The organism is Thermonema lapsum (genome assembly GCF_011761635.1).
GTDB classification, from domain to species: Bacteria; Bacteroidota; Bacteroidia; order Cytophagales; family Thermonemataceae; genus Thermonema; species Thermonema lapsum.
Genome location: NZ_JAASRN010000001.1, coordinates 1,187,602 through 1,210,934, shown reverse-complemented (window position 1 = coordinate 1,210,934; position 23,333 = coordinate 1,187,602). Strand labels below are relative to the sequence as shown.

Sequence of the window (23,333 nt, the reverse complement as noted above, 5' to 3'; positions counted from 1 at the left end):
TACACTTCCATTAAGTGTAGGTTAAAATGAGCATACCAAAATACGCGGGAGTTACGATTATTTCTTTCATTTTCTATATTCAGGCTATTGCGCAAGACACCCTGAAACTGAACCGACAGCAGTGTGAAGCTATATTTCTCAAAGAAAATTTATTACTCATTGCTGAAAGGCTGGAAATTTCAAAAGCCGAAGCAATGAAGTTGCAAGCCTCTCTTTGGCCCAACCCAACCGTCTCTTTAGACGAAATAAACCTCTGGGCAACCCAAAAACAATTGGGTGTATTTGGCGAAGAACTGCCGGGGTTCAATGGAGGAAATTTTGGCAGAAATCAACAAATCAGTTTTTCGATTGAGCAACTTATACTCACTGCCGGAAAACGCAAAAAGCTGATGGCTTTAGAGCAAGTGAATGTTGATAAATCACAACAGTATTTTCAAGATTTGCTTCGCCATTTGAAATATGAATTCCGCCTGCAATTGACACAACTTCAATACTTACAATTCAAACGAGCCATTTATCTCAATCAAATCAGCAGCGTAAGGCAACTTACTCATGCCTACCAAAGACAAGTGGATTTAGGCAACATTCCCAAAGGCGAATATATTCGCTTGAAAGCCTTAGAGTTAGAAATCTCTAAGCAAATCAACGAGCTGAACAAAGAAATTAACGAAGTCCAAAAAGAACTCAAACTGCTGATGCGATTACCCGCCAATGTGTATTTAATTCTATCGGATGATGACTATTTGAAAAATATAGAATCGTTTAAATCATTGAGTTTGTCTGCCTTGTTGGATACTGCAAAATCAATCCGACCTGATTTGAAATTGGCAGAATTAGAGCAAACCTATTTCAGCAAATTGTATGCCTATGAGAAGGCTCAACGAACGCCTAACCTGACCTTAAAAGGCGGTTATGACCGTGGCGGTAACTTTATGTATAATTTCGTCGGCTTTGGTGTGGCAATGGATTTGCCCATATTCAACAGAAATCAAGGCAACATCCGCTATGCGAATTTGGGCATCGAACAATCCAAAATCCTCTACGAACAGCAATTCTTAACAGTAGCGAATGAAATAGCCCTAGCTTGGCAGAATTTGAATACTTCTATCCGGTTTTTCGAAAGCATTGAACCCAACTACGAAAAAACCCTGGACGATTTGCTCAATGCTTACACCAAGAATTTGGCTAATCGCAGCATAAGCTTGTTGGAATACCTTGACTTTTTGGATGCCTATTTGGAAAACAAAAGAATCATTTTAGAAGCAGCAAAAGACGTGAACGACAAAGCAGAAGAATTGAATTTTTCATTAGGCATAGACTTAATTAAATAAAACATCGATACACAATGAGCAGCACATTATTAAAGAATACAATCATCGGCTGTTTGGCAATCACTTTTATTTTGGGCAGTTGCAGAAATTCGGAAGAAAAAATCAACTCAACTGAAAGCAAAAGCTATTGTTTAGACGAAAATTTCAAAGCGAAAATTGAAACAACAAGTCCCATAAAACAAGTCGTAACAGAAACTATACCGCTCACAGGTTCAGTAGAACCCAATCCCGATAAAGTGATTCACTTTGTGAGTTTGGTAAGTGGCATTATTTCCAACACATATTTTTCATTAGGCGACAAAGTAAGTAAAGGGCAAGTATTAGCTGAATTGAAAAGTACGCAACTATTAGAGCTTGAATCACAATTAAAAACCATTGATGCGCAAATAAAAGTAGCAGAAAAAAAACTACAATCCCTTCAATCAATGTATGATGATGGCATTGCATCAGAAAAAGATTTGATGGAAGCACAAAGTCAATTAACCATTTTAAAAGCTGAAAGAGAAAAAATCAATGCCAATCTAAGTCTTTTCAGTGCCAGTGCAGAGAAAGGTGTTTTTTTAATTAAGTCGCCAGCCTCAGGAATTGTTACCGCTAAATCCATTGCTGCGGGGCAACAAATATCGGCAGAAGGCGACCCTTTGTTTACTATTTCTGATTTGAGTGAAGTTTGGGTTTTGGCAAATGTGCATGCTAGCAATGTAAGGAACATTCAAATAGGAATGGAAGTAAACATCAAGACCCTCTCTTATCCTGATGAAGTATTTAAAGGGAAAATTACAACTATTTCACAGGTTTTAGATGCAGATGCCAAAGTGATGAAAGCAAGGATTGTATTGCCAAACCCTGATTTGAAGTTAAAGCCCGGCATGTTGGTGGACGTTACCGCAATCAAAGAACTCAAAACAGAAGCACTGAGCATTCCCACTGCTGCAATAGTATTCGACAACAATCAAAACTATGTAGTAGTCTATAAATCTGATTGTGAAATAGAACTAAGAAAAATAGAAATTCTCACCCAAAGCAACGGCACAACATTCCTATTAAGCGGTTTACGTGAAGACGAAAAAATCATCACAAAAAACCACCTGCTGATTTACGAACAGATTAAAAACTTCAACAACTAGTGGGTATGAAGAAATTTGTTCAAGGCATCGTTGCGTTTTCGCTCAAGAATTCGATTATCGTTTTCTTCCTTACCGCATTACTATTGATTGCAGGGATTATTAGTTATATCCATACCCCCATTGAGGCGTTTCCTGATGTAACGAACACTCGTGCAAGAATCATCACCCAATGGCCCGGGCGAAGTGCAGAAGAAGTAGAGAAATTTGTAACCCTGCCCATCATGAAGGCAATGAACACCATTCCTAAGAAGGCAAGTGTTCGTTCCATTTCGCTATTTGGTTTGTCGGTTGTTACCGTAATTTTTGAAGATGAAGTGGATGATTTCTACGCCCAACAATACGCTGCCAACCGCTTACAAGGAGTTGATTTGCCTGACGGAGCAGATGCCCAAATTGAACCACCCTACGGAGCAACAGGCGAAATTTTCCGCTATGTGATAAAAAGCAGCCGTCCCATTAAAGAATTAACCGCTATTCAGGATTGGGTCATTGAAAGAGAATTGGTCGCTGTTCCGGGAGTAGCAGATGTGGTGAGTTTTGGTGGGGAAGAGAAAATCTATGAAATCAAAATCAACCCCACCCAATTAGCAAACTACGATTTATCACCTTTGGAAGTTTTTGAAGCCGTATCAAAAAGTAATATCAACGTGGGCGGTGATGTGATTGAAAGAGGTTCGCAAGCCTATGTGGTGCGTGGGGTTGGGCTTTTAGAAAGCGTCGAGGACATCGAGAACATCTTGATTAAAAACAAAGGAACGACGCCTATTTTAGTGAAGCATGTAGCAGAAGTAAAAGTTTCTGCCAAACCAAGATTAGGCGTTGTAGGCTTGCAAGACGAGGATGATTTGGTGCAGGGCATTATAATAATGCTTAGGGGCGAAAACCCAAGCGAAGTAATTGCAAGAGTTAAAGAAAAAATTGCAGAATTGAATGAAAGGATACTGCCAAAAGACGTAAAAATTGAGCCTTTTATTGATAGAACAGAGTTGGTAAATGCCACTGTAAACACCGTTAGCAAAAACCTTATCGAAGGTATTATTCTCGTTTCCGTTATTGTTTTCATCTTTTTGTTCAACTGGCGAACTACCCTAATTGTAGCTTCGGTGATTCCTCTTTCTTTTCTATTTGCCATTTTAATGCTTCGCATACAAGGATTGCCCGCCAACCTGATTTCAATGGGTGCTATTGATTTTGGCTTATTGTTGGAAGGAACCCTGGTGATTGTAGAAGCTGTATTTGTAGCAATGGAGCGAAAAGCCCACCATTTAGGAATGGAAAGGTTTAACCGCATCAGTAAAATGGGCTTGATAAAGAAAAGTGCAGGAAGTGTTGCTACCTATATCGTGTTTGCCCAAATAATTTTGATTGTAGCCCTGCTGCCTATTTTCTCTTTTCAAAAGGTAGAGGGGAAAATGTTTTCACCTTTGGCATTTACGCTGGGTTATGCTTTATTGGGCTCACTCATTTTAAGTATTACCTATGTTCCTGCCTTATGCAAAATACTGCTCACAAAAAATATTGTTGAAAGAGAAAACTTTATTTCCCGTTTTTTGCGTAACAGTCTTTTCAACCTCTTTTTGTGGAGCAACCGAAGAAGAAGAATTACCCTCATTGGTTTTGCTTCGATACTGACCATTTGCGCAGTTGGTTTTGTCTTTTATGGGTCAGAATTTATTCCTAAACTTAATGAAGGAGCCATCTATGTGCGAGCAACTTTACCCAACAGTATAAACCTTGAGGAAGCCAAACGCTTAGCCGAAGAAATGAAAGCCAAGTTACGAGAGTTTGAAGAAGTAAAATTTGTACTGAATCAGGTAGGACGCCCCAACGATGGTACTGACCCAACCGGCTTTTTTAATATAGAATTTCACATTCAGCTTCACCCCGAAAAGGAATGGAAGCGCAACATTAAAAAAGATGATTTGATAAACGAAATGAGGAGGGCTTTACAAGCCTATCCGGGAATTGTTTTTGGATTTAGCCAACCCATTCAGGATAATGTGGAAGAATATGTAGCAGGAGTGAAAAGCTCGTTGGTGGTTAAAATTTTCGGAGACGATTTATTTGAATTGGAAAATTATGCAGAGCAAGTAGCCAATGTTCTAAGGAGTGTAGAAGGTATTACCGACTTGAACGTATATAGAAACATAGGGCTTCCTGAACTACGCATCAAGTTAGATGAGAAAAAAATGGGCAAATATGGTGTGGCAATGGCGGAAGCACAGGCTGTAGTGGAAATGGCAATCGGTGGTAGGGCAGCCACTACCTTCTATGAAAACGAACGTATGTTTGATGTGCGCATTCGCTTTCAAAAGGAATACAGAGACAACCAGCAAAAAATTGGAGAAATTCTTATCCCAACAATGGATGGTAAAAAAATCCCTTTGCGTGAAATAGCAGACATCAGGTTCGTTACCGGTCCTACCTTTATTTACCGTGAAGGCAGCAGCCGATACATAGCCGTTGGTTTTAGTATCCAAGGTAGAGATTTAGGTAGCACCATAGCAGAAGCGAAAAAGAAAGTAGAGGAAAACGTTCAATTGCCAAAAGCAAACAAATTGGTTTGGGCAGGAGAATTTGAAAGCAAAGAAAGAGCAAGCAAACAATTGGCTGTAATTGTGCCTGCTGTGCTGGTATTGATATTGTTCTTACTCTACTTCAATTTTGGAACCATCAAAGACACGCTCATTGCGGCGAGTACTATTCCTTATGCTTTTATTGGTGGTTTTATTTCGCTTTGGGCTACACAGACCATTTTTGGAATTTCAGCTGGCATTGGATTTATCATTTTGTTTGGGGTGAACACTATCAATAGCATCATTCTCATAGCCGTAATGAAAGAGAACATGCGAAAAATGAGTTTACACGAAGCTATTTCAAATGGGGTTTACAGCCGCATTCGTCCCATTTTAATGGTTGCCTTGATGGGTTCAATGGGATTATTGCCTGCAGCTTTGTCAACAGGAATGGGGTCAGAAATTCAAAAACCTTTAGCCATTATGATTGTGGGAGGTTTAATTATCTGCATGATATTGTCCTTGACTGTATTGCCACAGGTTTTCTATTGGGCATACCGAAAAACAGAAAGATAGTGGGGCAGAGCCGTGAGCTTCTATTAGAGAATCCGCTGTTGCGTTGTGGTTTGTTGCTGGCAGGCGCCGAAGAGGGTTTGAGAAATGGGGAGCAAGAAGGCAATACAAGCAAGCCCTGGCAGGTTTTCAAAACCTGTCAGGGCTTCGCTCTGTCTGCTTCAATCAATAAACACCTTGCGAAAGGTAAAGGTAATAAAAGGCGGAATACACCGGAACGACACATGAGCCAAGTCGAGTGAGGGCTTGCGGAAAATAAGGATTATGAGCCCTCTTCGGCTTCGACTTTTTTCAGCTCTTCATCAATAATTTTTTCAATAAGCTCGCGCTGGCGCTCATTTAAGGTGTTGTCTAATTGAGCTTGTCGCTTCATAAAGCGCAGCATGGCGTTTTTCTTGATTTCGTATGCGATGAATACCGTGTATTCCCCCGACTTTTTATTGAAATACTTCTTCTCGCCAATTTTTCGCAGGTCGGCAATGGGGGTGTTCATTACTTGGCGCACCAGACTTTGAAATTTGTCGGCAATCTCGGCTGCACGCTCGTTGCCGGTATCGGCTAAGTATTGGTCGGCAACCTGTTTCATGGTGGTGTTGACCTGACCGGCTAAATAAGTCTTGGCTTCGAGGTCAGCCTTGGCACGGGCAATGTTATCTTGCGTACTGGTGCCTTTGCCTGTTCCCCGCCAGAATCGGTTGTTCGATTTGTAGGCACTGCCCTGGAAAGGTTCGCTCACGCGGGTACCTAAAACTGACGAACAGCCCCAAGCCATCATAAGCAGGAGGGCGGCATAAAGCATGTAGCTGCGTTTCATAATTCGTTTCATTTACCTGTTAAGGTAGTAAAAATTGTGCCAATCTATTTATGTGCCCCTTGGGCAAACCAGAGGTAAAGTAATACAAGCAAGACCTGGCAGGTTTTCAAAACCTGTCAGGTCTTTGCTCTTTCAGCAAATTGAGGTGCTGGTTGATAAAATTCTTGCTGACAAAAAATAAGGTAAAAATACCGATACAGGGGAGCGGGAAGTAGATGCTTTGGTGTATGAACTGTATGGGTTAACAGAGGAGGAAATAAGGATAGTAGAGGGTGGATAAAAAAACTTCCTCTGTGTTCCTCCGTGCCCTCTGTGGTAAAATAATACAAGCAAAACCTGTCAGGTCTTTGCTCTTTCAGCAAATTGAGGTGCTGGTTGATAAAATTCTTGCTGACAAAAACAAGGTAAAAATACCGATACAGGGGAGTGGGAGCGGGAAGTAGATGCTTTGGTGTATGAACTGTATGGGTTAACAGAGGAGGAAATAAGGATAGTAGAGGGTGGATAAAAAAACTTCCTCTGTGTTTCTCCGTGCCCTCTGTGGTAAAATAATACAAGCAAAACCTGTCAGGTCTTTGCTCTTTCAGCAAATTGAGGTGCTGGTTGATAAAATTCTTGCTGACAAAAACAAGGTAAAAATACCGATACAGGGGAGTGGGAGCGGGAAGTAGATGCTTTGGTGTATGAACTGTATGGGTTAACAGAGGAGGAAATAAGGATAGTAGAGGGTGGATAGAAAAACTTCCTCTGTGTTCCTCCGTGCCCTCTGTGGTAAAATAATACAAGCAAAACCTGTCAGCTCTTCGCTCTCTTAAGCGTTAGGCGGGCTTAAGAGCCAAATATGAGCAGACTAACTGTAAAAATAATTCGGCGCAAAATGCAAACTACCCAGATAGCCCACACTACGTTTATATTTGTTACAACAACATGAAGAAAGCTCAGCAGTTTGCCTGCGGGCACAACTCTTTCACTAAGCGAGGCACACCTTCAGTTGCGGGGGCTTCAATCATATGCAGGTGGGGATAGCGACGCCAAGAGATGTCGGGGCGCTTGATGTCCACCACATATTTGGGAATATGAGGGGAGGCATAATCAATCAGACCGGCGGCTGGATAAACCACCAGCGAGGTGCCCACAATCATGAATATATCGGCTTGTTCCACTTCGGCAATTGCCTGCTCCATCATGGGCACGGCTTCGCCAAACCACACAATATGTGGGCGCAGCTGACTGCCGTCTTCGGCAGTGTCGCCCCAATGGATGTCCTTATAACCTATATCATAAACGAGCTGTGGATTTTGGCTGCTACGGGCTTTGGTCAGTTCCCCGTGCAAGTGTATGATACGCGACGACCCTGCCCGTTCGTGCAGGTCATCTACGTTTTGGGTAATGATGACCACCTCATAATAGCGTTCCATTTCTTTGAGTGCTCGGTGGGCAGCATTGGGCTGTGCTTGTGCCAACTGACGCCTGCGCATATTGTAAAACTCCAATACTTTTTGCGGATTGCGGTGCCACCCTTCTATAGATGCCACTTCGGCGATGTCGTAGCCTTCCCATAAACCATCGGCATCGCGAAAGGTTTTTAAACCACTTTCAGCACTGATGCCTGCGCCGGTCAGTACGACCACTTTCTTCATGCGGTTGCCATTACCTTTGGGCATACGCCATAAATTTGAGAGCAGATTCCACAAAGCTGTTGCTGTTTAGATAAAAAAATGTGTCGTAGTCTTCAATAAAGATAAAAAAACGTAGAAAATAACGCTACCTCGCACCTCAACTAAATACGTTTGACAGCAAAGCGCAAGGGCAGGGCTATCATCCATGCCGTCAATACTACAGCACCTACTATTACATAAGGCGTGGGGTCAAGATTCAAATAAGTAACGGTATTGTGGTGCACAAACTGATACACAAACCAACAAAAAAGGGCATTGACCCAACCGGCTAAGCCATTTGCCCATCCACGCAGTATTTGAAAGGTAGCTTGCACGTGGGCTTTGTCTTGAGTCCAAAACGAAGCTATGGCAAGGCGGCGTACGGGTATCTGTGCCACAAACTGCACGAAAAGCACTATCAAAAGGTTGAATAAAACCACGAAGCCGGCAGTTACATAAAAAAACTGACCTTTATGAAAGGCTTCGATGGGTTGCTGAAAGTCGTTGAAACGAAAGCCTACTACCTCTGGTAGCAAACTGTAGCCATACAAAAGCACCACCACAAATGCCAGCAGAGAAATACGCTGAAAAAGCGTCATGAAGGTTGTCATATGCTTGATGTTTACTAGATGAACAGCCTTGCAAACTTAAATAAGTTTAAGCTTTTGTTAAAGCAAATGTTTGGACGAAAGCCTGAATATTTCCACCTTGCTTTTTCGCTTCAATAGAAGGCTTTTGTTAGTTTTGCACTTAATCAACAAATATTTGAACTATGTCAATAAAAGTAAGACGTGAAGACGCGCTGAACTATCACCGGGAAGGGACGCCCGGTAAAATCGAAGTGGTGCCAACCAAGGCACTGAGTACACAACTCGACTTGGCGCTTGCCTATTCGCCGGGTGTAGCGGAGCCCTGTAAAGAAATTGCCGAAGACAAAGAAAAAGTATATGAATACACAGCCAAGGGCAATTTGGTAGCCGTGATTTCCAACGGAACGGCTGTTTTGGGCTTGGGTGACATAGGTCCTGAGGCTGCTAAGCCTGTGATGGAAGGAAAGGGAGTGCTGTTTAAAAAATTTGCTGGTATCGACGTCTTCGACATAGAAATAGATTGTAAAGACCCCACCGAGTTTGTAAAGATAGTCAAAGCATTGGAGCCTACTTTTGGAGGCATCAATCTGGAAGACATCAAAGCGCCCGAGTGCTTCGAAATAGAAAAGGCACTGCGTGAGCAAATGAACATACCGGTCATGCATGACGACCAGCACGGCACTGCCATCATCTCGGCTGCCGCTTTGCTCAATGCTTTGGAGTTGGTGGGTAAGTCTATCGAACAAGTGCGCATCGTAATCAACGGTGCCGGTGCTTCGGCTATTGCCTGTGCCAAGATATATGTGAGCTTGGGGGCTCGGCACGAAAATATAGTGATGCTCGATAGCAAGGGGGTCATACGCAAAGACCGCGACCACTTAGACCCTATGAAGGCTGAGTTTGCTACCAGTTTAGACCTACACACCCTCGAAGAGGCGATGAAAGGCGCCGACGTGTTCGTGGGCTTGTCTCGCGGCAATGTAGTTAGCCCTGAGATGCTCCTGAGTATGGCAGACAATCCCATCGTGTTTGCTTTGGCAAACCCCGACCCCGAAATAGCCTACGATTTAGCTATGAAGACCCGCCCTGACGTGATTATGGCAACAGGGCGTTCCGACCATCCCAACCAAGTGAACAACGCCTTAGGATTTCCCTACATCTTCCGGGGGGCATTAGACGTGCGCGCCACCGAAATAAACGAAGCCATGAAATTGGCTGCTGTGCGTGCCATTGCCGAACTTGCCAAGCAGCCGGTGCCCGATGCCGTAAGTCGTGCTTATGGCAATGAAACCCTTTCCTTCGGAAAAAACTACCTGATACCCAAGCCGCTGGATTACCGTTTGATAACGACCATATCGCCTGCAGTGGCAAAAGCCGCTATGGAGTCGGGAGTGGCTCGCCGCCATATAACCGACTGGGCTGCTTATGAGGTAGAGCTGCAGGAGCGCATCGGCATAGACCAAAAGCTTATGTCAACCATCATCCAGAAAGCCAAGAATAACCCCAAACGGGTGGTTTTTGCCGAAGCCGACAACCCCAAAATACTGAAGGTGGCGCAGGTGATTTCTGATGAAAATATAGCCAAACCCATTCTGCTGGGCAACCGTCAAAAAATAGAACAGATAGCCGGAGAACTGCATTTAGACCTCTCGGCTTGTGTAATCATAGACCCCGCCGAAGAGGAAGAGCGTCGTGAGCGTTTTGCCCAAATCCTTTACCAAAAACGGCAAAGACGTGGGGTAACCCTCTACGATGCGCGTAAACTGATGTTTGACCGCAACTACTTTGGCGTGGCGATGCTGGAAGTCGGCGAAGCCGATGCTTTCATTTCGGGTTTGACCAAGAACTACCCGCGGGTTATTCGTCCGGCTTTGCAGATAGTCGGGGCACGGGCACCTATGAAGCGAGTAGCCGGCATGTATATCTTGCATTCCAAACACCGCACCTTGTTCTTTGCCGATACCACCGTAAACGAAAACCCGACAGCAGAAGAGCTTGTCGATATCATCAAGTTGACGCAGCGCGGGGTGCAGTTCTTTGGTTTTGAGCCGCGTATGGCGGTTTTGTCTTACTCGAACTTTGGCTCTGCCGAAGGAGCAGTGCCCGAAAAAGTGCAAAAAGCAGTGGCTTTGGCAAAAGAGCGCTATCCCGACATCATCGTAGATGGCGACATTCAAGCCAACGTGGCGCTGGATGTGCAACTCTTACGCGAAAACTATCCTTTCAGCGAGCTGGCAAAAGAAGGTGCCAACACCTTGATTTTCCCCAACCTCGAATCTGGTAACATTGCCTATAAGCTGCTGCAGGAAGCCGGCGGCTTGGAAGCCATTGGACCTATTTTGCTGGGCATGAACAAGCCAGTGCACATCTTGCAGCTGGGTAGTTCTATCCGTGAAATCATCAACATGGTGGCGATTGCAGTGGTGGACGCACAGCGCCGCGATAGAGTAGAAAAAAAGCAGATGCCTGATTGACAAGACACCCTCACCGGACGGTTTGCCATGCTGCTGCCGTCCGTTTTTTTGGATTATCCCTGTACAGATTGTGCCTCTTGCAGAAAGCTATTTTTTTGGGGGAAGCCAACAAATAAGTTTTTCAGATAAGAGCCTGCCAACAGTAAAAACTTGTGTAAGTTGGGTACCCGCACCCGCTCTTGCATGATGGTGCTTGCCGGCAGTTTGCGTATTTTATCGAATAGCTTAGTATAATAAACATAAGCCAGATAAACCCCCAAACGTGTCCCTTCGGGCAAATGGCAGATGCCTTCATATCCGGCTTGAAAGTCAGCAGCTATTTCGGCTTCTATCTGTTTTTTTTCATCCTCGCTGAAATGCTCAAAGTCAATATTGGGGAAGTAGGTGCGTCCTCGTTCCACGTAATCGCTGCGCAGGTCGCGCAAAAAATTGATTTTTTGAAAGGCAGCCCCCAAGCGGCGAGCCGGCTCTTTCAGCAAGTCGTAGAGCACTTGGTCGCCCTCGCAAAACACACGCAAACACATCAAGCCTACTACTTCGGCAGAGCCGTAAATATAGGTCTCATAGCTTTGACGGTCGCAGCGCTTGAGCCACAAATCCATTTCCATGCTGTGTAGGAAAGCGTCAATGAGGGGGCGCTCAATGCCATATCGGCGCACAACCCATTGAAAGGAATGCAGCACGGGGTTCAAGCTGATGCCTTCTTCTATGGCACGGTAGGTGTCTGCCCGGAAACGTTCAAGCAACTGTTTCTTGTCATGCTCGTGAAAGGTATCCACGATTTCGTCGGCATAGCGCACAAAGCCATAGATGGCGTAAATGGGTGCGTGAAAGCGTTTGTGCAAAGTGCGAATGCCTAAGCTGAAAGAGGTGCTGTAGCGTCGTGTAATCAGCTTGCTGCATTCCAGGGCAGTGTGCTCGTAAAGGTCAAGCATAATGATTGCTTTTTGTTTTAAAATATATGAAAAAAACGGATGAAAGGGCAAATTGTTGGCTTATAAAAATGCTTCTACGAGCACAAAAATGTTTAGCGGCGGTTGTCGTGGTTTTCGAGCATGCTCAGGTAGCTGTGATAGCGAGTATCGGCAATTTCGCCACGCTCAAAAGCTTCCCGTACGGCACAGCCCGGTTCGTGCACATGCATGCAATTGTGAAACTTGCATTCGCCCAAGTACTGCCGCATTTCAGGAAAATAATGAGACAACTCTTGTGGCGATATATCGACCAATCCCATTTCTTTGATGCCCGGCGTGTCTATGATAAAAGTATTTTCCCACAGCTCAAACATTTCGGCAAAAGTGGTGGTGTGCTTGCCTTTTTGGGAATAATGCGATATTTCGGAGGTTTTTAGGTTCAATTCCGGCTTGATGGCATTGATAAGCGACGACTTACCCACGCCCGAATGCCCCGACAGCAGCGATATTTTACCATCGAGCAAGGCGCGAAATTCGTCGATATGATAATGTTTAGTTACAGACGTGTCCAAGCAACGATAGCCTATAGAAGTGTACATATCCATAATCTCGGCTTGGTATGCCAAGCCCTCGTCGGTGAGGATATCCGTTTTATTAAAAACGATGACTGCTGGCACATCATAAGCCTCGCAACTGACCAAGAAGCGGTCGATAAAACCAAAGGAGGTGCGGGGCATTGCCAAAGTGGCAATCAAAATGGCTTGGTCTATGTTGCAGGCAATGAGGTGGGCATGGGCGGTGCGGTGCACCGATTGGCGTATGATGTAATTGCGACGGGCTTCTATGTCCACTATCAAGCCGCTTTTGCTCGCTTCGTCTTCAATTTCGAAGTGCACGCGGTCGCCCACTGCCACAGGATTGGTTGTTTTGAATCCTTTAAGCCGTAGTTTGCCGCGCAGGCGGCACTTGTAAGAATCACCTTGTGGGGTGCGTACGTCGTACCACGAACCGGTAGAACGCAAAACGATTCCTTCCATGCACTTGTTGTTTTTATGTTTTGCTAAGGGGTTTGATATACTACAATGGAATCGGTAAAGATAACATTACTTTCATTAAGTGCACGGTCGGCAATGGAAATACGAAAGCGCAGGGTGTCGTAAGGGTTGAGGGTGTATTGTAGGTCGTTCGAAAAAGCAGGAATGAAAGTCCTGTAGATGATGGTGCCTTCTACCGGGTTGGGCGAGTCAGTAATGGGTCTGATACGCCCGTTGAGTGTAGTACCATTGGGGAGGGCAAAAGGTTGATACCTGCCCGCCACACGCCGCTCTACATCACAAAAATAATTGAAGTAGAAACGGTTGATTTGGTTAGAGTTTTTATCGATATATAGCTGGTAGGGAGGAAGAGTGTCGGCTTGCGATAAGCCGATGTCGCCGTCGCCGTCGGTAAAATCAATAGCTATGATGACCGAGTCGCCCAAGTAAAAGCCGGTAGTAGCGTCGCGTTGTGGAATGGCGCTGATTTCTTTGAATGTGATTTGTGGCGCCAAGGGAAAGCTGGGCTTCTCATAGCACGCATTCAGTAGCAGTGCTATCACACAAACAAGCAGAATGTTATATTTTTGCATATTCATTGTCTTTAAATGCCTTTTGCACTTATGCTTGACAGCCCCGAACGCCGGCAACTCATGCACCGTGTATTAACTCTCTGTGAAGACAGCTTCGAGCCGCTTGCCTTAGAGGTCTTTCGTTATCAATATAAGCACAATGCTGTTTACCGTGCATTCGTTCAGGCATTGGGGGTTGATGCTTCTAAGATAAATAAAATAGAGCAAATTCCGTTCCTGCCGATTGAGTTATTCAAAGAGCAGCGTGTGTTTTGTGAGGGCTTGCCTTCTGTCTTGGTGTTTGAAAGCAGCGGCACTACCGGGCAGCCGCGCAGCCGCCACTATGTGGCAGACCCCGCATGGTATGCTACCGTAAGCCGTAGCATTTTCGAAAGCCAATATGGTGCCTTGTCGAATTTTCATATACTGGCACTTTTGCCTTCTTATCTCGAACGCCAAACCTCTTCTTTGGTATGGATGGTGCGTCATTTTATAGAGCAGAGTGGGTCGAAGGCATCAGGCTTTTACCTCTATAATTACGAGGAGCTTTTGAAAGTCGTACAATGTCTTAAAAAGCAAGCCGATGGGCGTCAAATTTTGCTTATAGGCGTGTCTTTTGCCCTTCTGGAGCTGGCAGAAGGCTACGCCCCGGACTTGTCGGGCGTCATCGTGATGGAAACAGGGGGGATGAAAGGGCGTCGGCAGGAACTGTTGCGTGAAGAGCTGCATGCGCTACTGTGTCAAAAGATGAACTTGCAGCAGGTGCACTCGGAATATGGCATGACTGAGCTGCTTTCACAAGCTTATTCAAAAGGAGAGGGCATCTTCGAAGCACCGCCATGGATGCGGGTTTTGCTGCGTGAGCCCAACGACCCTTTAACACTCAATCCTCATCAAAGAGCTGGCGCAGTCAGTATCATAGATTTGGCTAACATAGATAGTTGTGCCTTCATTGCTACTCAAGACATGGGCAGTCTTTTGCCCGATGGGCGCTTCCGCATTAGTGGACGCATGGACTTTGCCGAGCAAAGAGGCTGTAATATGTTGCTCTGGCAGTGAGCTAAGAGTTGTATTTGCGCCAAGAATATAGTATCTTCATTATCAGAACATTTTGCATGTAAGCATATTCATGAAGTACCGGCTTTTTATTTTTGTTGTTTTGCTTGCGTTAGGTGCTGGGCTGTTGCAGGCACAATACGATGTGGACAGCCTTAAGCAAGCATTGGAGGAGTGCCGGCGCCGGAACGACCCCTTGAAGGAGGCAGAAATATTGAAAAAACTCACGGTTCGTTTCGTAGCCAACGATTCCGTACAGATGCGACTCTATCGTCGGCAGCTGCATGAACTAGCCCGTCGCTATCCGAATAACCATCATATTCAGGCAATCGATGCCTTCATCGAAGCCATTATGCACCACCGCAAAGGAGAGTTTAAAAAAGCCAAAGAATACTACCAAAAAGCAGAGAGTAACTATTGGCGGGCAGGCGACAGCTTGCAGGCAGCCCATATGCGTATGTATGTAGGCAATATGCAGTATGAGCTGGGGGAGTATGCCCGAGCTGTTGAGTCTTTTCTCGAAGCACAGAACATATTTGAAAAAGCCGATGACAAGAGGGGGATGGGTAGGGTATACAAGAACTTGGGGAATGTGTATAACGACGTGGGGGAGTATGAGCTTGCACGCCAGTATCATGAAAAGTCCTTAGAAATAGACAAGGAATCCAATGATTGGGTGGGGGTTATCATCAGCCACAACAACTTAGCTGATGCCTATCGTGGTTTGAAACAATACGACAAAGCACTGGAACACTACCAGAAATATCTCGACATGGCAAAGCAACGTGGTACACGCAAAGGAGTATCGACGGTGCTGCGCAATATGGGCGAGATTTACCTGCTTCTGCAGGATTACGAGCGTGCAAAAGTGTGTTTTGAAGAAGGGTGGCGTGTGGAGCAAGAAACCAATAACAATGTAGCCGAATTGTCTGATTTTTATTTGAACATAGGGCGCTTGTATTATCATCAAAAAGAGTATGGGAAAGCCTTAACGGCGGCAAAAGGGGCGCTCCAGCTGGCTGAGGCTGCACAGAGGCAATCGCTGATGATGAAGGCAAATGCCTTGCTGTCTGATATTTATGCCAAGCTGGGGGATTACCAAAAAGCTTATGCTTATTTGCGTGGATATGAGTCCATCCGGGACAAAGTGTACCCCGATGACAAACGCACCGAGATATTCAAGATGCAGCTCAATTATGAGGAAGAAAGGCGCAAAAAAGAAGCAGAACTGCGCCAGAAAGCAGAAGCACTGGCTACCATAGAAGAACGTCAAAAGCAATTGATACTGCTTCTTGGAGGCTTTGTTGTGTTCATATTGATTGCTGCCGTCGTTGTGATTTACATACGCTATAGGGAGAAGAAAAAACTGCTGGATATCTTGGAGGATAAAAGCAGGGAGTTAGAAGCTCACCGTAAAGAAATATTGGAAAAGAACGAAGAGTTAGAAGCTTATCAATATGTTATTGAACGGCAGAATCAAGAGCTCATGAAAGCCAACAAAAATCTGGAAGAACAGGTGGCTGAGCGTACCCATGAGTTGAGGCAGTCTTACAAACACTTGCTGCGTACAAAAAACGACTTAGACAGTTTTCTCTATCGTGCCTCTCATGACCTAAAAGGTCCTATTGCGCGAGTACTTGGCTTGGTAAATATAGCTTTGCATGATATAGAGGACCCCAAAGCTTTGGAATACTTTTCTCGTATTATGCATACCGCCCAAGAGATGGATTACATCTTGGCGCGTCTGCTTACCATCAACAACATCATCAACCATGAGCCTGTTGCCGAAAAAATAGACTGGCAGCACCTTATAGAAGACATCTTTCGGAGCTTTGATGCGTCTTTGTACAAAGAGCGCTTGCGCTGGAACTTGAGCGTATCGAAAGAGGCAGAGCTATGGGCAGACGTGAAGCTGCTGCGTCTGGCTATTGAAAACCTCATTCAAAATGCGATTGACTATTGCGAGCGCTATCAAGGGGTGCAGGTAGATATAAAAATATTGCCTCGCGGGCAGCGGTATGTACATATACATGTCATTGACCACGGTATGGGCATAGAAGAGGAAATCAAAGACAAAGTCTTTGATATTTTCACCAAAGGCACTCGTTCACGGGGTGCCGGCTTGGGCTTGTATGTGGTGCGCTTGGCGATGGAGCACTTGGGCGGGCATGTGCATTTGAAACACACCCAAGCCGGATATACCGAGTTTTTGCTTAGTTTGCCACGAGTGCCATCCTATATGCAGCATGCAGATTCTATGCCGAAAACTTCTTAACTTGCGGCTATGGAACAGTTTATCGTTTCGGCTCGAAAGTATCGTCCTGTTACCTTTGAGAGCGTCGTGGGACAGCAGCATATTACCACCACGCTCAAAAATGCTATCCGCACCGGACAGATAGCACAGGCATATCTTTTTTGTGGTCCCAGAGGGGTAGGTAAAACTACCTGTGCGCGCATCTTGGCAAAGACTGTCAACTGTCAGAACCTTACCCCCGACATAGAAGCCTGCGGCAGCTGCAGCGCTTGTGTCAGCTTTCAAAAAAATGCCTCGTTCAATGTGCATGAGTTGGATGCCGCTTCCAACAACTCGGTAGAGGATATCCGCTATTTGGTAGAGCAAGTGCGCTACCCGCCTCAAAACGGGCGATATAAGGTCTATATCATCGATGAGGTGCATATGCTTTCCAACGCGGCTTTCAATGCCTTCCTGAAAACCCTTGAAGAGCCGCCCCCTTATGCTATTTTCATCTTGGCAACCACCGAAAAGCACAAAATCATACCCACGATTTTGTCGCGTTGTCAGGTTTATGATTTTAACCGAATCCAGATAAGTGATATTGTACGCCATCTGCGCTACATTGCACAAAAAGAAGGCGTAGAAGCCGAAGAGACCGCCTTACACCTGATAGCTCAAAAGGCAGACGGCGGGCTACGCGATGCCCTTTCTATGTTTGACCTGTTGGTTACTTTCTCTACCGACAGGAAACTGACTTATGCCAATGCCTTAGAGCATCTGCATATCCTCGACTACGATTATTATTTTCGTGTAACGGATATGCTCTCTGCCTGCCAGACCACCGAAGCGTTGTTGCTATTGGACGAAATACTACGCAAGGGCTTTGATGCGCAGCTTTTTGTGGCTGGTCTGGAGGAGCACTTGCGTAATTTGCTCATGGGGCGAGAGCAGGCTACGCTTTCACTTTTGGAAGTGCCCGAAACCGCCAAGCTACGTTTTCAAGAGCAGGCACAGCGCCTGTCGCCTTCGTGGATATTGACCGCTCTGAATCTTACCCATACTTTTCTGCTTGACTTCAGGGATGCCAAAAGCGCCCGTGTGCACACAGAGTTGTTGTTGCTCAAACTGGCGCACCTACAAGACGCTATAGAGCTTGCCAAGCGACCGGTGGTCGTTGAAGAAAAAAAAAAATGAGGTAAGCGAACCGCAAAGCCCCCGACGCCCTACACTACCCCGTAAGGTGCGTGCTACCCCAAAACTGGACGAGCTGAAGCAAGAGACAAAGCCCACCCTGCAACCTGAGGAAAAGGCGGCAGGCGCCTTGCCTCTTGCTGAGCCAACTGCCCCCATGCCGCTTGAGCAAGCATGGCAGCAGCTTGTGCAAGAGCATCAAGAAGACCAGCAGCTGTGTTACCTACTGTCGAAACCCTATGAAGTGCAACAAGATGTTATCCGCTTGACAGTGGAGAGCCGCACCCTGTTGGCATTAGTAGAAGAACAGAAACCACGGTGGCGTAAGCGCTTGATGGAGCTGACTGGAAAGCTTTATGCCATCGAGGTACGTTTGGAAGTCAAAGAAATCGCAGTCGATGATGCCGAAAGCCTACATTCTACCCAAGGCAAGCTACGTTATTTGTTAAAAGAATATCCACACCTGAAACAGATATGGGAACATTTGAAGCTTACGCCCAACTCTCATACTTGAGATAGCCGCAAAATTCTTAATTTTACTGCATCTTTGTTATTTCTTATTTGTTTCTTCAACGCTTAAAAAAGAAAAACCTATGCCCGGAACTGAATTATTTGGCGCCGAAGAGCGCAAAGAAGTACAGGATGTACTCGATACAGGTATTCTCTTTCGCTATAATTTCGATGCACAGCGAAAAGGTCATTGGAAAGCCAAAGAGTTTGAACAAGCACTGGCAAAACACCATGGTGTACGCTTTGCCCACGCCTGCAGCAGCGGCTCTACTGCCGATGCCATCGCTTTGGCTGCCTGCGGCATTGGCGTTGGCGATGAGGTGATTGTACCCCCCTTTACTTATGTGGCAGTTATAGAGGCAGTATTGCTTGCTGGGGCTGTGCCCGTGTTTGCCGAAATCGACGAAACGCTATGTCTTTCGCCCGAAGGCATAGAAAAGGCAATTACCCCTAAAACCAAAGCCGTTATGTTGGTGCATATGTGTGGCAGCATGGCACGCCTCGAGGAAATCGTGGCGTTGTGTCAAAAACACAACCTCATTTTGATTGAAGATACAGCACAAGCCCTCGGTGGCAGCTACAAAGGCAAGCCCTTAGGTACCTTTGGTAAATGCGGCACTTTCTCGTTCGACTTCTTTAAAATCATTACCTGTGGTGAAGGTGGAGCGCTCATCACCAATGACGAGCAAATTTATGAGTATGCACACCAATTCTCTGACCATGGGCACGACCACATAGGCGACAACCGCGGGATGGAGGGGCACCCTATCATTGGGTTCAACTATCGCATAGGCGAAATCAATGCTGCCATTGGTTTAGCTCAATTTCGTAAGATGCCTTACATGCTGGAGCGCCAACGTGCCAATAAAAAAGCACTGAAAGAAAGCTTGGCAAAATTTCCGGAAGTAACTTTCCGCCATATCCCCGATGAAGCCGGCGACGCCGCTACCTTCATGGATTTCTTCCTACCCGATGAATCCACGGCACGTGCCGTAGTGAATGCGCTGCGCAAAGAAGGTGTGGAAGGCGTACAATATTGGTATGACAACCATTTCCATTATATCAAAAACTGGGAGCACATCCGCCAGATGAAAGCCCCGGCAAAACTGTATGTGCATACCATCACGCCGCCTCAAGACTATGCTACCTTGCAGCTGCCCCAGTCCGATGCTATTATGAGTCGTCTGATTTCTATTGTAGTACGCATCACTTGGACAGAAGAAGAGCTGGCTCAGTTGAAAGCCAAAGTGGAAAAAGCCCTTAGCAGCGTGCTGGCGCTTGCCTAAGCGTCTGTTGTCGCGATAGCATATTGTTTGAACCTGCGAGATGCTCTAAAAAAGGCTCGCAGGTTTTTTCTTTTGCGCTTAGCCACATGTCGGCAGGGGGGCTTTTACCCGCGGTGAATCAACACTACCCCTCCTACTATAGAGCACATACCCACAAGGTGCATCCATCCGATGCTTTCGCCATCGACAATGCCCCAAAAAAGGGCTACTATGGGAATGAGGTAAGTAACCGAGCTGGCAAAAACAGGCGAAGCCTGCTGTATGAGCGTATTAAACAGAATCAAGGCGATGGCTGTGCTCATGGTGCCCAAGAGAAACAAGTAAAAAAACGCCTGCCAAGTGTGGCTATCTCCGGTCTGTAGCATGCCGGGCACGCCGGTAACCCAAAAGAGAACTAAAGCAAAAGGAGCAATGCATAGCAACGACAAGGTGGAAACATGGAGCGGCTTCATGTGGTGTAAGTACCGCTTGATGAGATTGCCGTTGATGCCATAGCAGAGTGTAGCCACCACGATAGGCAGGGCATAGATGTCAATACTAAACCTCCCGCCCGAACGACTCAATAAAAGAAAGACCGAGCCCAGCAAGCCAACAATGACGCCCGCCAGCTTATAGGGGCTCGCTGCTTGGCTTTTGAGGATAAAAAGCCCTGCAATGAAGGTGAATACTGGTGTAAGAGCGTTGAGAATGCCAGCGGTGGAACTGCTGACGTGAGTTTGCGCATAGCCGAAAAGGAAAGCGGGGATGAATACCCCCAACAAGCCCGACAAAAACAATATAGCCCAAGGCACATGACGCAAGCGGCGCAAATGATAAAATGCCGGAAGGCATAAAATGCTAAATGCCGAACTTACCCGTATGGCAGCCAACTGCACGGGCGAAAAGACAGTCAGCCCTTTTTTCATCAAGATAAAAGAACTGCCCCAAATGAGTGCCAAAGCCAAAAGCAGCAGCCATGAAACCCATCCAGATGCTTGCTTAGGAGGGGCTATTTTCAAAAGGTGCTTGTTCATGTGTGTAAAAATGTTCTATTTCAGCTAAGATATCTTCTACTTCTGCCAGCGAGCCGGCTTCTACTAAACGTGTGCGGAAGTGTTTAAAGTGTGAGAACCCTTTGAAATAATTGGTATAATGGCGGCGCATTTCAAAAACGGCTTTGCGCTCGCCTTTCCATTCCACAGCAAAACGCAGGTGCTTGAGGCACACGCGCAGCCGCTCTTCAAGGGAAGGAGGGGGCAACAATTCGCCGGTTTTAAAATAGTGCTTTATCTCACGGAATATCCACGGGTAGCCTATGGCAGCCCGCCCAATCATGATGCCGTCCACGCCATACTTTTGACGATATTCCAGCGCTTTTTGTGGCGAGTCTATGTCGCCATTACCAAAAATAGGAATTTCTATGTCGGGGTGTTGTTTTACTTGGGCAATAGGCTCCCAGTTGGCTTCGCCTTTATACATCTGCACGCGTGTGCGCCCGTGTATGGTCAGCGCTTTGATGCCTGCCTCCTGCAGGCGCAGTGCCACCTCCACAATGCGTATGGACTGCTCGTCCCATCCCAAGCGTGTTTTGACAGTTACGGGCAATTGTACTTGCTTGACTATCTCGGCAGTGATGTGCTGCATCTTGTCTATGTCTTTGAGCAAGCCGGCACCAGCGCCTTTGCACGCTACTTTTTTTACAGGGCAGCCATAGTTGATGTCCAATATTTCGGGTTGGGCAGCTTCTACTATGCGTGCCGCTTCCCGCATCGATTCTATTTCAGAACCAAAAATCTGTACCCCAATAGGACGCTCATAGTCATAAATATCGAGCTTTTGTACGGCTTTGTCGGCATGGCGAATCAAACCATCTGCTGGGATAAACTCAGTATAAACCAAGTCGGCACCTTGCTCTTTGCATACTGCCCGGAAAGGGGGGTCGCTTACGTCTTCCATAGGCGCCAGCAACAATGGAAAATCTTCCAACTCTACCGAACCAATGCGTACTGGATGTTTTTGCATAACTTTGTGCCTTAAGATGAAATGTGTTTATTAGAGAAAGCAAATTTACTGTAAAATATGCAATTAGCTGAACGTTTGCCTTTTCGCACAGCTCCTTGGCAAGGGCTTTTGTCTTTGGCTTTGTTGGTGCTTGCCTGTATGTTTTTGGCACAGTTTATTGGTCTGTTTTTGCTAAAATGGCTATATGGTGTTTCTCTGGAAGAAGTAGAACAGATGGCGGCAGCGCCACTGCGATGGAAAGATAACTATAAAGTGCGTTCTGTTTTGCTTTTATTGCAAATCATAACTGCAGCAGGAGGTTTTTTTGGGGGCACCCTCTTGTATTGGTATGGGGTTGAAGGTTTGCGGTGGAAACAGTGGTGCTCGTCGGGGGCAGTGAACCAAGGCATACATTGGGCTTTGGTGGCACTCTTACTTATCGTATTGCTACCTTTCGTTTCGTTTCTGGAATATTGGAATCATCAGTTGCCTGCAGGCGGGTGGGTGCTGCAAAAAGAGCAGGAATTGGCTGCACTTACCTCTTTGCTTGTGGGTTTTGAAGGTTTCGGGCAAGCACTCATGGGCATTTTGGCTATTGTATTGCTGCCGGCAATAGGGGAGGAATTACTGTTTCGTGGTGTTTTGCAAAATCGTCTGTTGGCTTGGACGCGCAACCCCCATATGGCTATTTGGACGGCTGCCTTGGTGTTTTCGCTGGTGCATTTTCAGTTTTTGGGTTTGCTGCCTCGTTGGATTTTGGGTGCTTTGCTGGGCTATATCTACTACTGGTCAGGCAATTTGCTTTTAGCCATGTGGGGGCATTTGGTGAACAACGGCGTTGCCCTGCTGCTTATACGTTTTCAGCAGCGCTTTTTTCCTGAACTGACGCCCGGCGCGACACAAAGTGTACACTGGGGCGTAGTATTACTCTCTCTTATAGCTGCCGCGGTTACCTTGTATTGGTTTGTGTCGGTTACCCTGCCTCTGCGCGAAAAAAACAATAGCCACCCTTCCGATTTTTAAAACCTTTCGGTTTGTATATATTTGCTTCCCGTTCAGAGTTCTTAACACACTTAAAAACATAATTGTCATGAACGTACCCAACGACTTACGTTATTCGCGCGAACACGAATGGATTCGTTTGGAAGGTGATATCGCCTATGTAGGCATTACCGACTTTGCTCAAAGCGAGCTGGGCGACATCGTTTACGTAGAGGTAAACACCGTAGGCGAAACATTGGAAGCCGGTGCCGTTTTTGGTACGGTCGATGCCGTAAAAACCACCTCAGACCTTTTCTTGCCTGTAACTGGCGAAATACTCGAAATGAATTCGGCTTTGGTAGATGCCCCCGAGCTGATAAATCAAGATCCTTATGGCGAAGGCTGGATTGTGAAAATAAAGCCATCTAACCTGGCAGAACTGGAAGATTTGCTCGATGCCGATGCCTACCGTGAGTTGATAGGGGCTTAA

19 protein-coding genes are annotated in these 23,333 nt (G+C 45.9%); 11 read left to right on the top strand and 8 right to left on the bottom strand.

All coding sequences use genetic code 11. The features are described 5' to 3' along the window. The first annotated feature begins 26 nt into the window (after positions 1 to 26). The 3 genes from FHS56_RS05275 to FHS56_RS05265 are packed head-to-tail and all read left to right on the top strand — an operon-like array spanning position 27 to position 5,550. Positions 27 to 1,331, top strand: a complete 1,305-nt coding sequence (locus FHS56_RS05275; protein ID WP_166918799.1) for a TolC family protein — start codon at positions 27 to 29, stop codon at positions 1,329 to 1,331. 14 nt (positions 1,332 to 1,345) lie between these two features. After that, positions 1,346 to 2,458 carry an efflux RND transporter periplasmic adaptor subunit gene (locus FHS56_RS05270; protein ID WP_166918798.1) on the top strand — a complete coding sequence of 371 codons (1,113 nt, stop codon included), beginning with the start codon at positions 1,346 to 1,348 and terminating at the stop codon, positions 2,456 to 2,458. Positions 2,459 to 2,463: 5 nt separating this feature from the next. Then, the gene (locus FHS56_RS05265) at positions 2,464 to 5,550 is read left to right on the top strand and encodes an efflux RND transporter permease subunit (RefSeq protein ID WP_166918797.1); all 3,087 of its coding nucleotides are present in this window, start codon (positions 2,464 to 2,466) and stop codon (positions 5,548 to 5,550) included. Between the two features lie 259 nt (positions 5,551 to 5,809). Here FHS56_RS05265 and FHS56_RS05260 read toward each other — a convergent pair whose 3' ends face one another. The 3 genes from FHS56_RS05260 to FHS56_RS05250 form a co-directional block, all read right to left on the bottom strand. Then, on the bottom strand, positions 5,810 to 6,361 hold the full coding sequence (locus FHS56_RS05260; RefSeq protein WP_166918796.1) for a hypothetical protein: 552 nt from the start codon (positions 6,359 to 6,361) through the stop codon (positions 5,810 to 5,812). Between the two features lie 938 nt (positions 6,362 to 7,299). After that, positions 7,300 to 8,025 carry an SIR2 family NAD-dependent protein deacylase gene (locus FHS56_RS05255; protein ID WP_243844144.1) on the bottom strand — a complete coding sequence of 242 codons (726 nt, stop codon included), beginning with the start codon at positions 8,023 to 8,025 and terminating at the stop codon, positions 7,300 to 7,302. A 116-nt stretch (positions 8,026 to 8,141) separates the two neighbouring features. Beyond that, a complete protein-coding gene (locus tag FHS56_RS05250) occupies positions 8,142 to 8,630 on the bottom strand; it encodes a hypothetical protein (RefSeq protein WP_166918795.1) in 489 nt (162 codons plus the stop codon). A gap of 161 nt (positions 8,631 to 8,791) precedes the next feature. Here FHS56_RS05250 and FHS56_RS05245 point away from each other — a divergent pair, with 161 nt between their 5' ends. After that, the gene (locus tag FHS56_RS05245) at positions 8,792 to 11,083 is read left to right on the top strand and encodes an NADP-dependent malic enzyme (RefSeq protein WP_208409632.1); all 2,292 of its coding nucleotides are present in this window, start codon (positions 8,792 to 8,794) and stop codon (positions 11,081 to 11,083) included. 53 nt (positions 11,084 to 11,136) lie between these two features. Here the strand turns inward: FHS56_RS05245 and FHS56_RS05240 are convergent, their stop codons facing one another. The 3 genes from FHS56_RS05240 to FHS56_RS05230 all read right to left on the bottom strand — a co-directional run bounded on the left by FHS56_RS05240 (position 11,137) and on the right by FHS56_RS05230 (position 13,624). Beyond that, the gene (locus FHS56_RS05240) at positions 11,137 to 12,018 is read right to left on the bottom strand and encodes a phytoene/squalene synthase family protein (protein WP_166918794.1); all 882 of its coding nucleotides are present in this window, start codon (positions 12,016 to 12,018) and stop codon (positions 11,137 to 11,139) included. Between the two features lie 92 nt (positions 12,019 to 12,110). After that, a complete protein-coding gene (rsgA, locus tag FHS56_RS05235; protein WP_166918793.1) occupies positions 12,111 to 13,034 on the bottom strand; it encodes a ribosome small subunit-dependent GTPase A in 924 nt (307 codons plus the stop codon). Between the two features lie 23 nt (positions 13,035 to 13,057). Next, on the bottom strand, positions 13,058 to 13,624 hold the full coding sequence (locus FHS56_RS05230; RefSeq protein WP_166918792.1) for a hypothetical protein: 567 nt from the start codon (positions 13,622 to 13,624) through the stop codon (positions 13,058 to 13,060). 30 nt (positions 13,625 to 13,654) lie between these two features. Here FHS56_RS05230 and FHS56_RS05225 point away from each other — a divergent pair, with 30 nt between their 5' ends. From FHS56_RS05225 to FHS56_RS05205, 5 genes are all read left to right on the top strand, one after another. Continuing rightward, positions 13,655 to 14,662, top strand: a complete 1,008-nt coding sequence (locus tag FHS56_RS05225) for a LuxE/PaaK family acyltransferase (protein WP_243844143.1) — start codon at positions 13,655 to 13,657, stop codon at positions 14,660 to 14,662. 70 nt (positions 14,663 to 14,732) lie between these two features. After that, positions 14,733 to 16,934 (top strand): tetratricopeptide repeat-containing sensor histidine kinase, encoded by a 2,202-nt coding sequence (locus tag FHS56_RS05220; RefSeq protein WP_166918791.1) that lies wholly within the window; start codon positions 14,733 to 14,735, stop codon positions 16,932 to 16,934. A gap of 9 nt (positions 16,935 to 16,943) precedes the next feature. Next, positions 16,944 to 18,089 (top strand): DNA polymerase III subunit gamma/tau, encoded by a 1,146-nt coding sequence (gene dnaX / locus FHS56_RS05215; RefSeq protein WP_166918790.1) that lies wholly within the window; start codon positions 16,944 to 16,946, stop codon positions 18,087 to 18,089. Continuing rightward, positions 18,070 to 18,600: a hypothetical protein gene (locus FHS56_RS05210; RefSeq protein WP_166918789.1), complete on the top strand. Its 531-nt coding sequence runs from the start codon at positions 18,070 to 18,072 to the stop codon at positions 18,598 to 18,600. Before dnaX ends, FHS56_RS05210 begins: the two co-directional genes overlap by 20 nt. A 79-nt stretch (positions 18,601 to 18,679) precedes the next feature. Further along, complete coding sequence (locus FHS56_RS05205) at positions 18,680 to 19,882, top strand: DegT/DnrJ/EryC1/StrS family aminotransferase (protein WP_166918788.1); 1,203 nt, start codon at positions 18,680 to 18,682, stop codon at positions 19,880 to 19,882. 104 nt (positions 19,883 to 19,986) lie between these two features. Here FHS56_RS05205 and FHS56_RS05200 read toward each other — a convergent pair whose 3' ends face one another. Further along, the gene (locus FHS56_RS05200) at positions 19,987 to 20,895 is read right to left on the bottom strand and encodes a DMT family transporter (protein ID WP_166918787.1); all 909 of its coding nucleotides are present in this window, start codon (positions 20,893 to 20,895) and stop codon (positions 19,987 to 19,989) included. Then, the gene (gene dusB / locus FHS56_RS05195) at positions 20,861 to 21,883 is read right to left on the bottom strand and encodes a tRNA dihydrouridine synthase DusB (RefSeq protein ID WP_166918786.1); all 1,023 of its coding nucleotides are present in this window, start codon (positions 21,881 to 21,883) and stop codon (positions 20,861 to 20,863) included. Before dusB ends, FHS56_RS05200 begins: the two co-directional genes overlap by 35 nt. A 57-nt stretch (positions 21,884 to 21,940) precedes the next feature. On the opposite strand from dusB, the gene FHS56_RS05190 reads away from it, so the two are divergent. Both FHS56_RS05190 and gcvH read left to right on the top strand, forming a co-directional pair. After that, positions 21,941 to 22,885 carry a CPBP family intramembrane glutamic endopeptidase gene (locus FHS56_RS05190; protein ID WP_166918785.1) on the top strand — a complete coding sequence of 315 codons (945 nt, stop codon included), beginning with the start codon at positions 21,941 to 21,943 and terminating at the stop codon, positions 22,883 to 22,885. A 67-nt stretch (positions 22,886 to 22,952) separates the two neighbouring features. Further along, positions 22,953 to 23,333, top strand: a complete 381-nt coding sequence (gene gcvH / locus FHS56_RS05185; RefSeq protein WP_166918784.1) for a glycine cleavage system protein GcvH — start codon at positions 22,953 to 22,955, stop codon at positions 23,331 to 23,333.

What these genes read in the sequence shown, in the direction of transcription:
- FHS56_RS05275 (WP_166918799.1), top strand. Translation starts at nt 27, where the DNA reads ATGAGCATACCAAAATACGCGGGAGTTACGATTATTTCTTTCATTTTC.
- FHS56_RS05270 (WP_166918798.1), top strand. Translation starts at nt 1,346, where the DNA reads ATGAGCAGCACATTATTAAAGAATACAATCATCGGCTGTTTGGCAATC.
- FHS56_RS05265 (WP_166918797.1), top strand. Translation starts at nt 2,464, where the DNA reads ATGAAGAAATTTGTTCAAGGCATCGTTGCGTTTTCGCTCAAGAATTCG.
- FHS56_RS05260 (WP_166918796.1), bottom strand. Translation starts at nt 6,361, where the DNA reads ATGAAACGCAGCTACATGCTTTATGCCGCCCTCCTGCTTATGATGGCT.
- FHS56_RS05255 (WP_243844144.1), bottom strand. Translation starts at nt 8,025, where the DNA reads ATGCCCAAAGGTAATGGCAACCGCATGAAGAAAGTGGTCGTACTGACC.
- FHS56_RS05250 (WP_166918795.1), bottom strand. Translation starts at nt 8,630, where the DNA reads ATGACAACCTTCATGACGCTTTTTCAGCGTATTTCTCTGCTGGCATTT.
- FHS56_RS05245 (WP_208409632.1), top strand. Translation starts at nt 8,792, where the DNA reads ATGTCAATAAAAGTAAGACGTGAAGACGCGCTGAACTATCACCGGGAA.
- FHS56_RS05240 (WP_166918794.1), bottom strand. Translation starts at nt 12,018, where the DNA reads ATGCTTGACCTTTACGAGCACACTGCCCTGGAATGCAGCAAGCTGATT.
- rsgA (WP_166918793.1), bottom strand. Translation starts at nt 13,034, where the DNA reads ATGGAAGGAATCGTTTTGCGTTCTACCGGTTCGTGGTACGACGTACGC.
- FHS56_RS05230 (WP_166918792.1), bottom strand. Translation starts at nt 13,624, where the DNA reads ATGCAAAAATATAACATTCTGCTTGTTTGTGTGATAGCACTGCTACTG.
- FHS56_RS05225 (WP_243844143.1), top strand. Translation starts at nt 13,655, where the DNA reads ATGCTTGACAGCCCCGAACGCCGGCAACTCATGCACCGTGTATTAACT.
- FHS56_RS05220 (WP_166918791.1), top strand. Translation starts at nt 14,733, where the DNA reads ATGAAGTACCGGCTTTTTATTTTTGTTGTTTTGCTTGCGTTAGGTGCT.
- dnaX (WP_166918790.1), top strand. Translation starts at nt 16,944, where the DNA reads ATGGAACAGTTTATCGTTTCGGCTCGAAAGTATCGTCCTGTTACCTTT.
- FHS56_RS05205 (WP_166918788.1), top strand. Translation starts at nt 18,680, where the DNA reads ATGCCCGGAACTGAATTATTTGGCGCCGAAGAGCGCAAAGAAGTACAG.
- FHS56_RS05200 (WP_166918787.1), bottom strand. Translation starts at nt 20,895, where the DNA reads ATGAACAAGCACCTTTTGAAAATAGCCCCTCCTAAGCAAGCATCTGGA.
- dusB (WP_166918786.1), bottom strand. Translation starts at nt 21,883, where the DNA reads ATGCAAAAACATCCAGTACGCATTGGTTCGGTAGAGTTGGAAGATTTT.
- FHS56_RS05190 (WP_166918785.1), top strand. Translation starts at nt 21,941, where the DNA reads ATGCAATTAGCTGAACGTTTGCCTTTTCGCACAGCTCCTTGGCAAGGG.
- gcvH (WP_166918784.1), top strand. Translation starts at nt 22,953, where the DNA reads ATGAACGTACCCAACGACTTACGTTATTCGCGCGAACACGAATGGATT.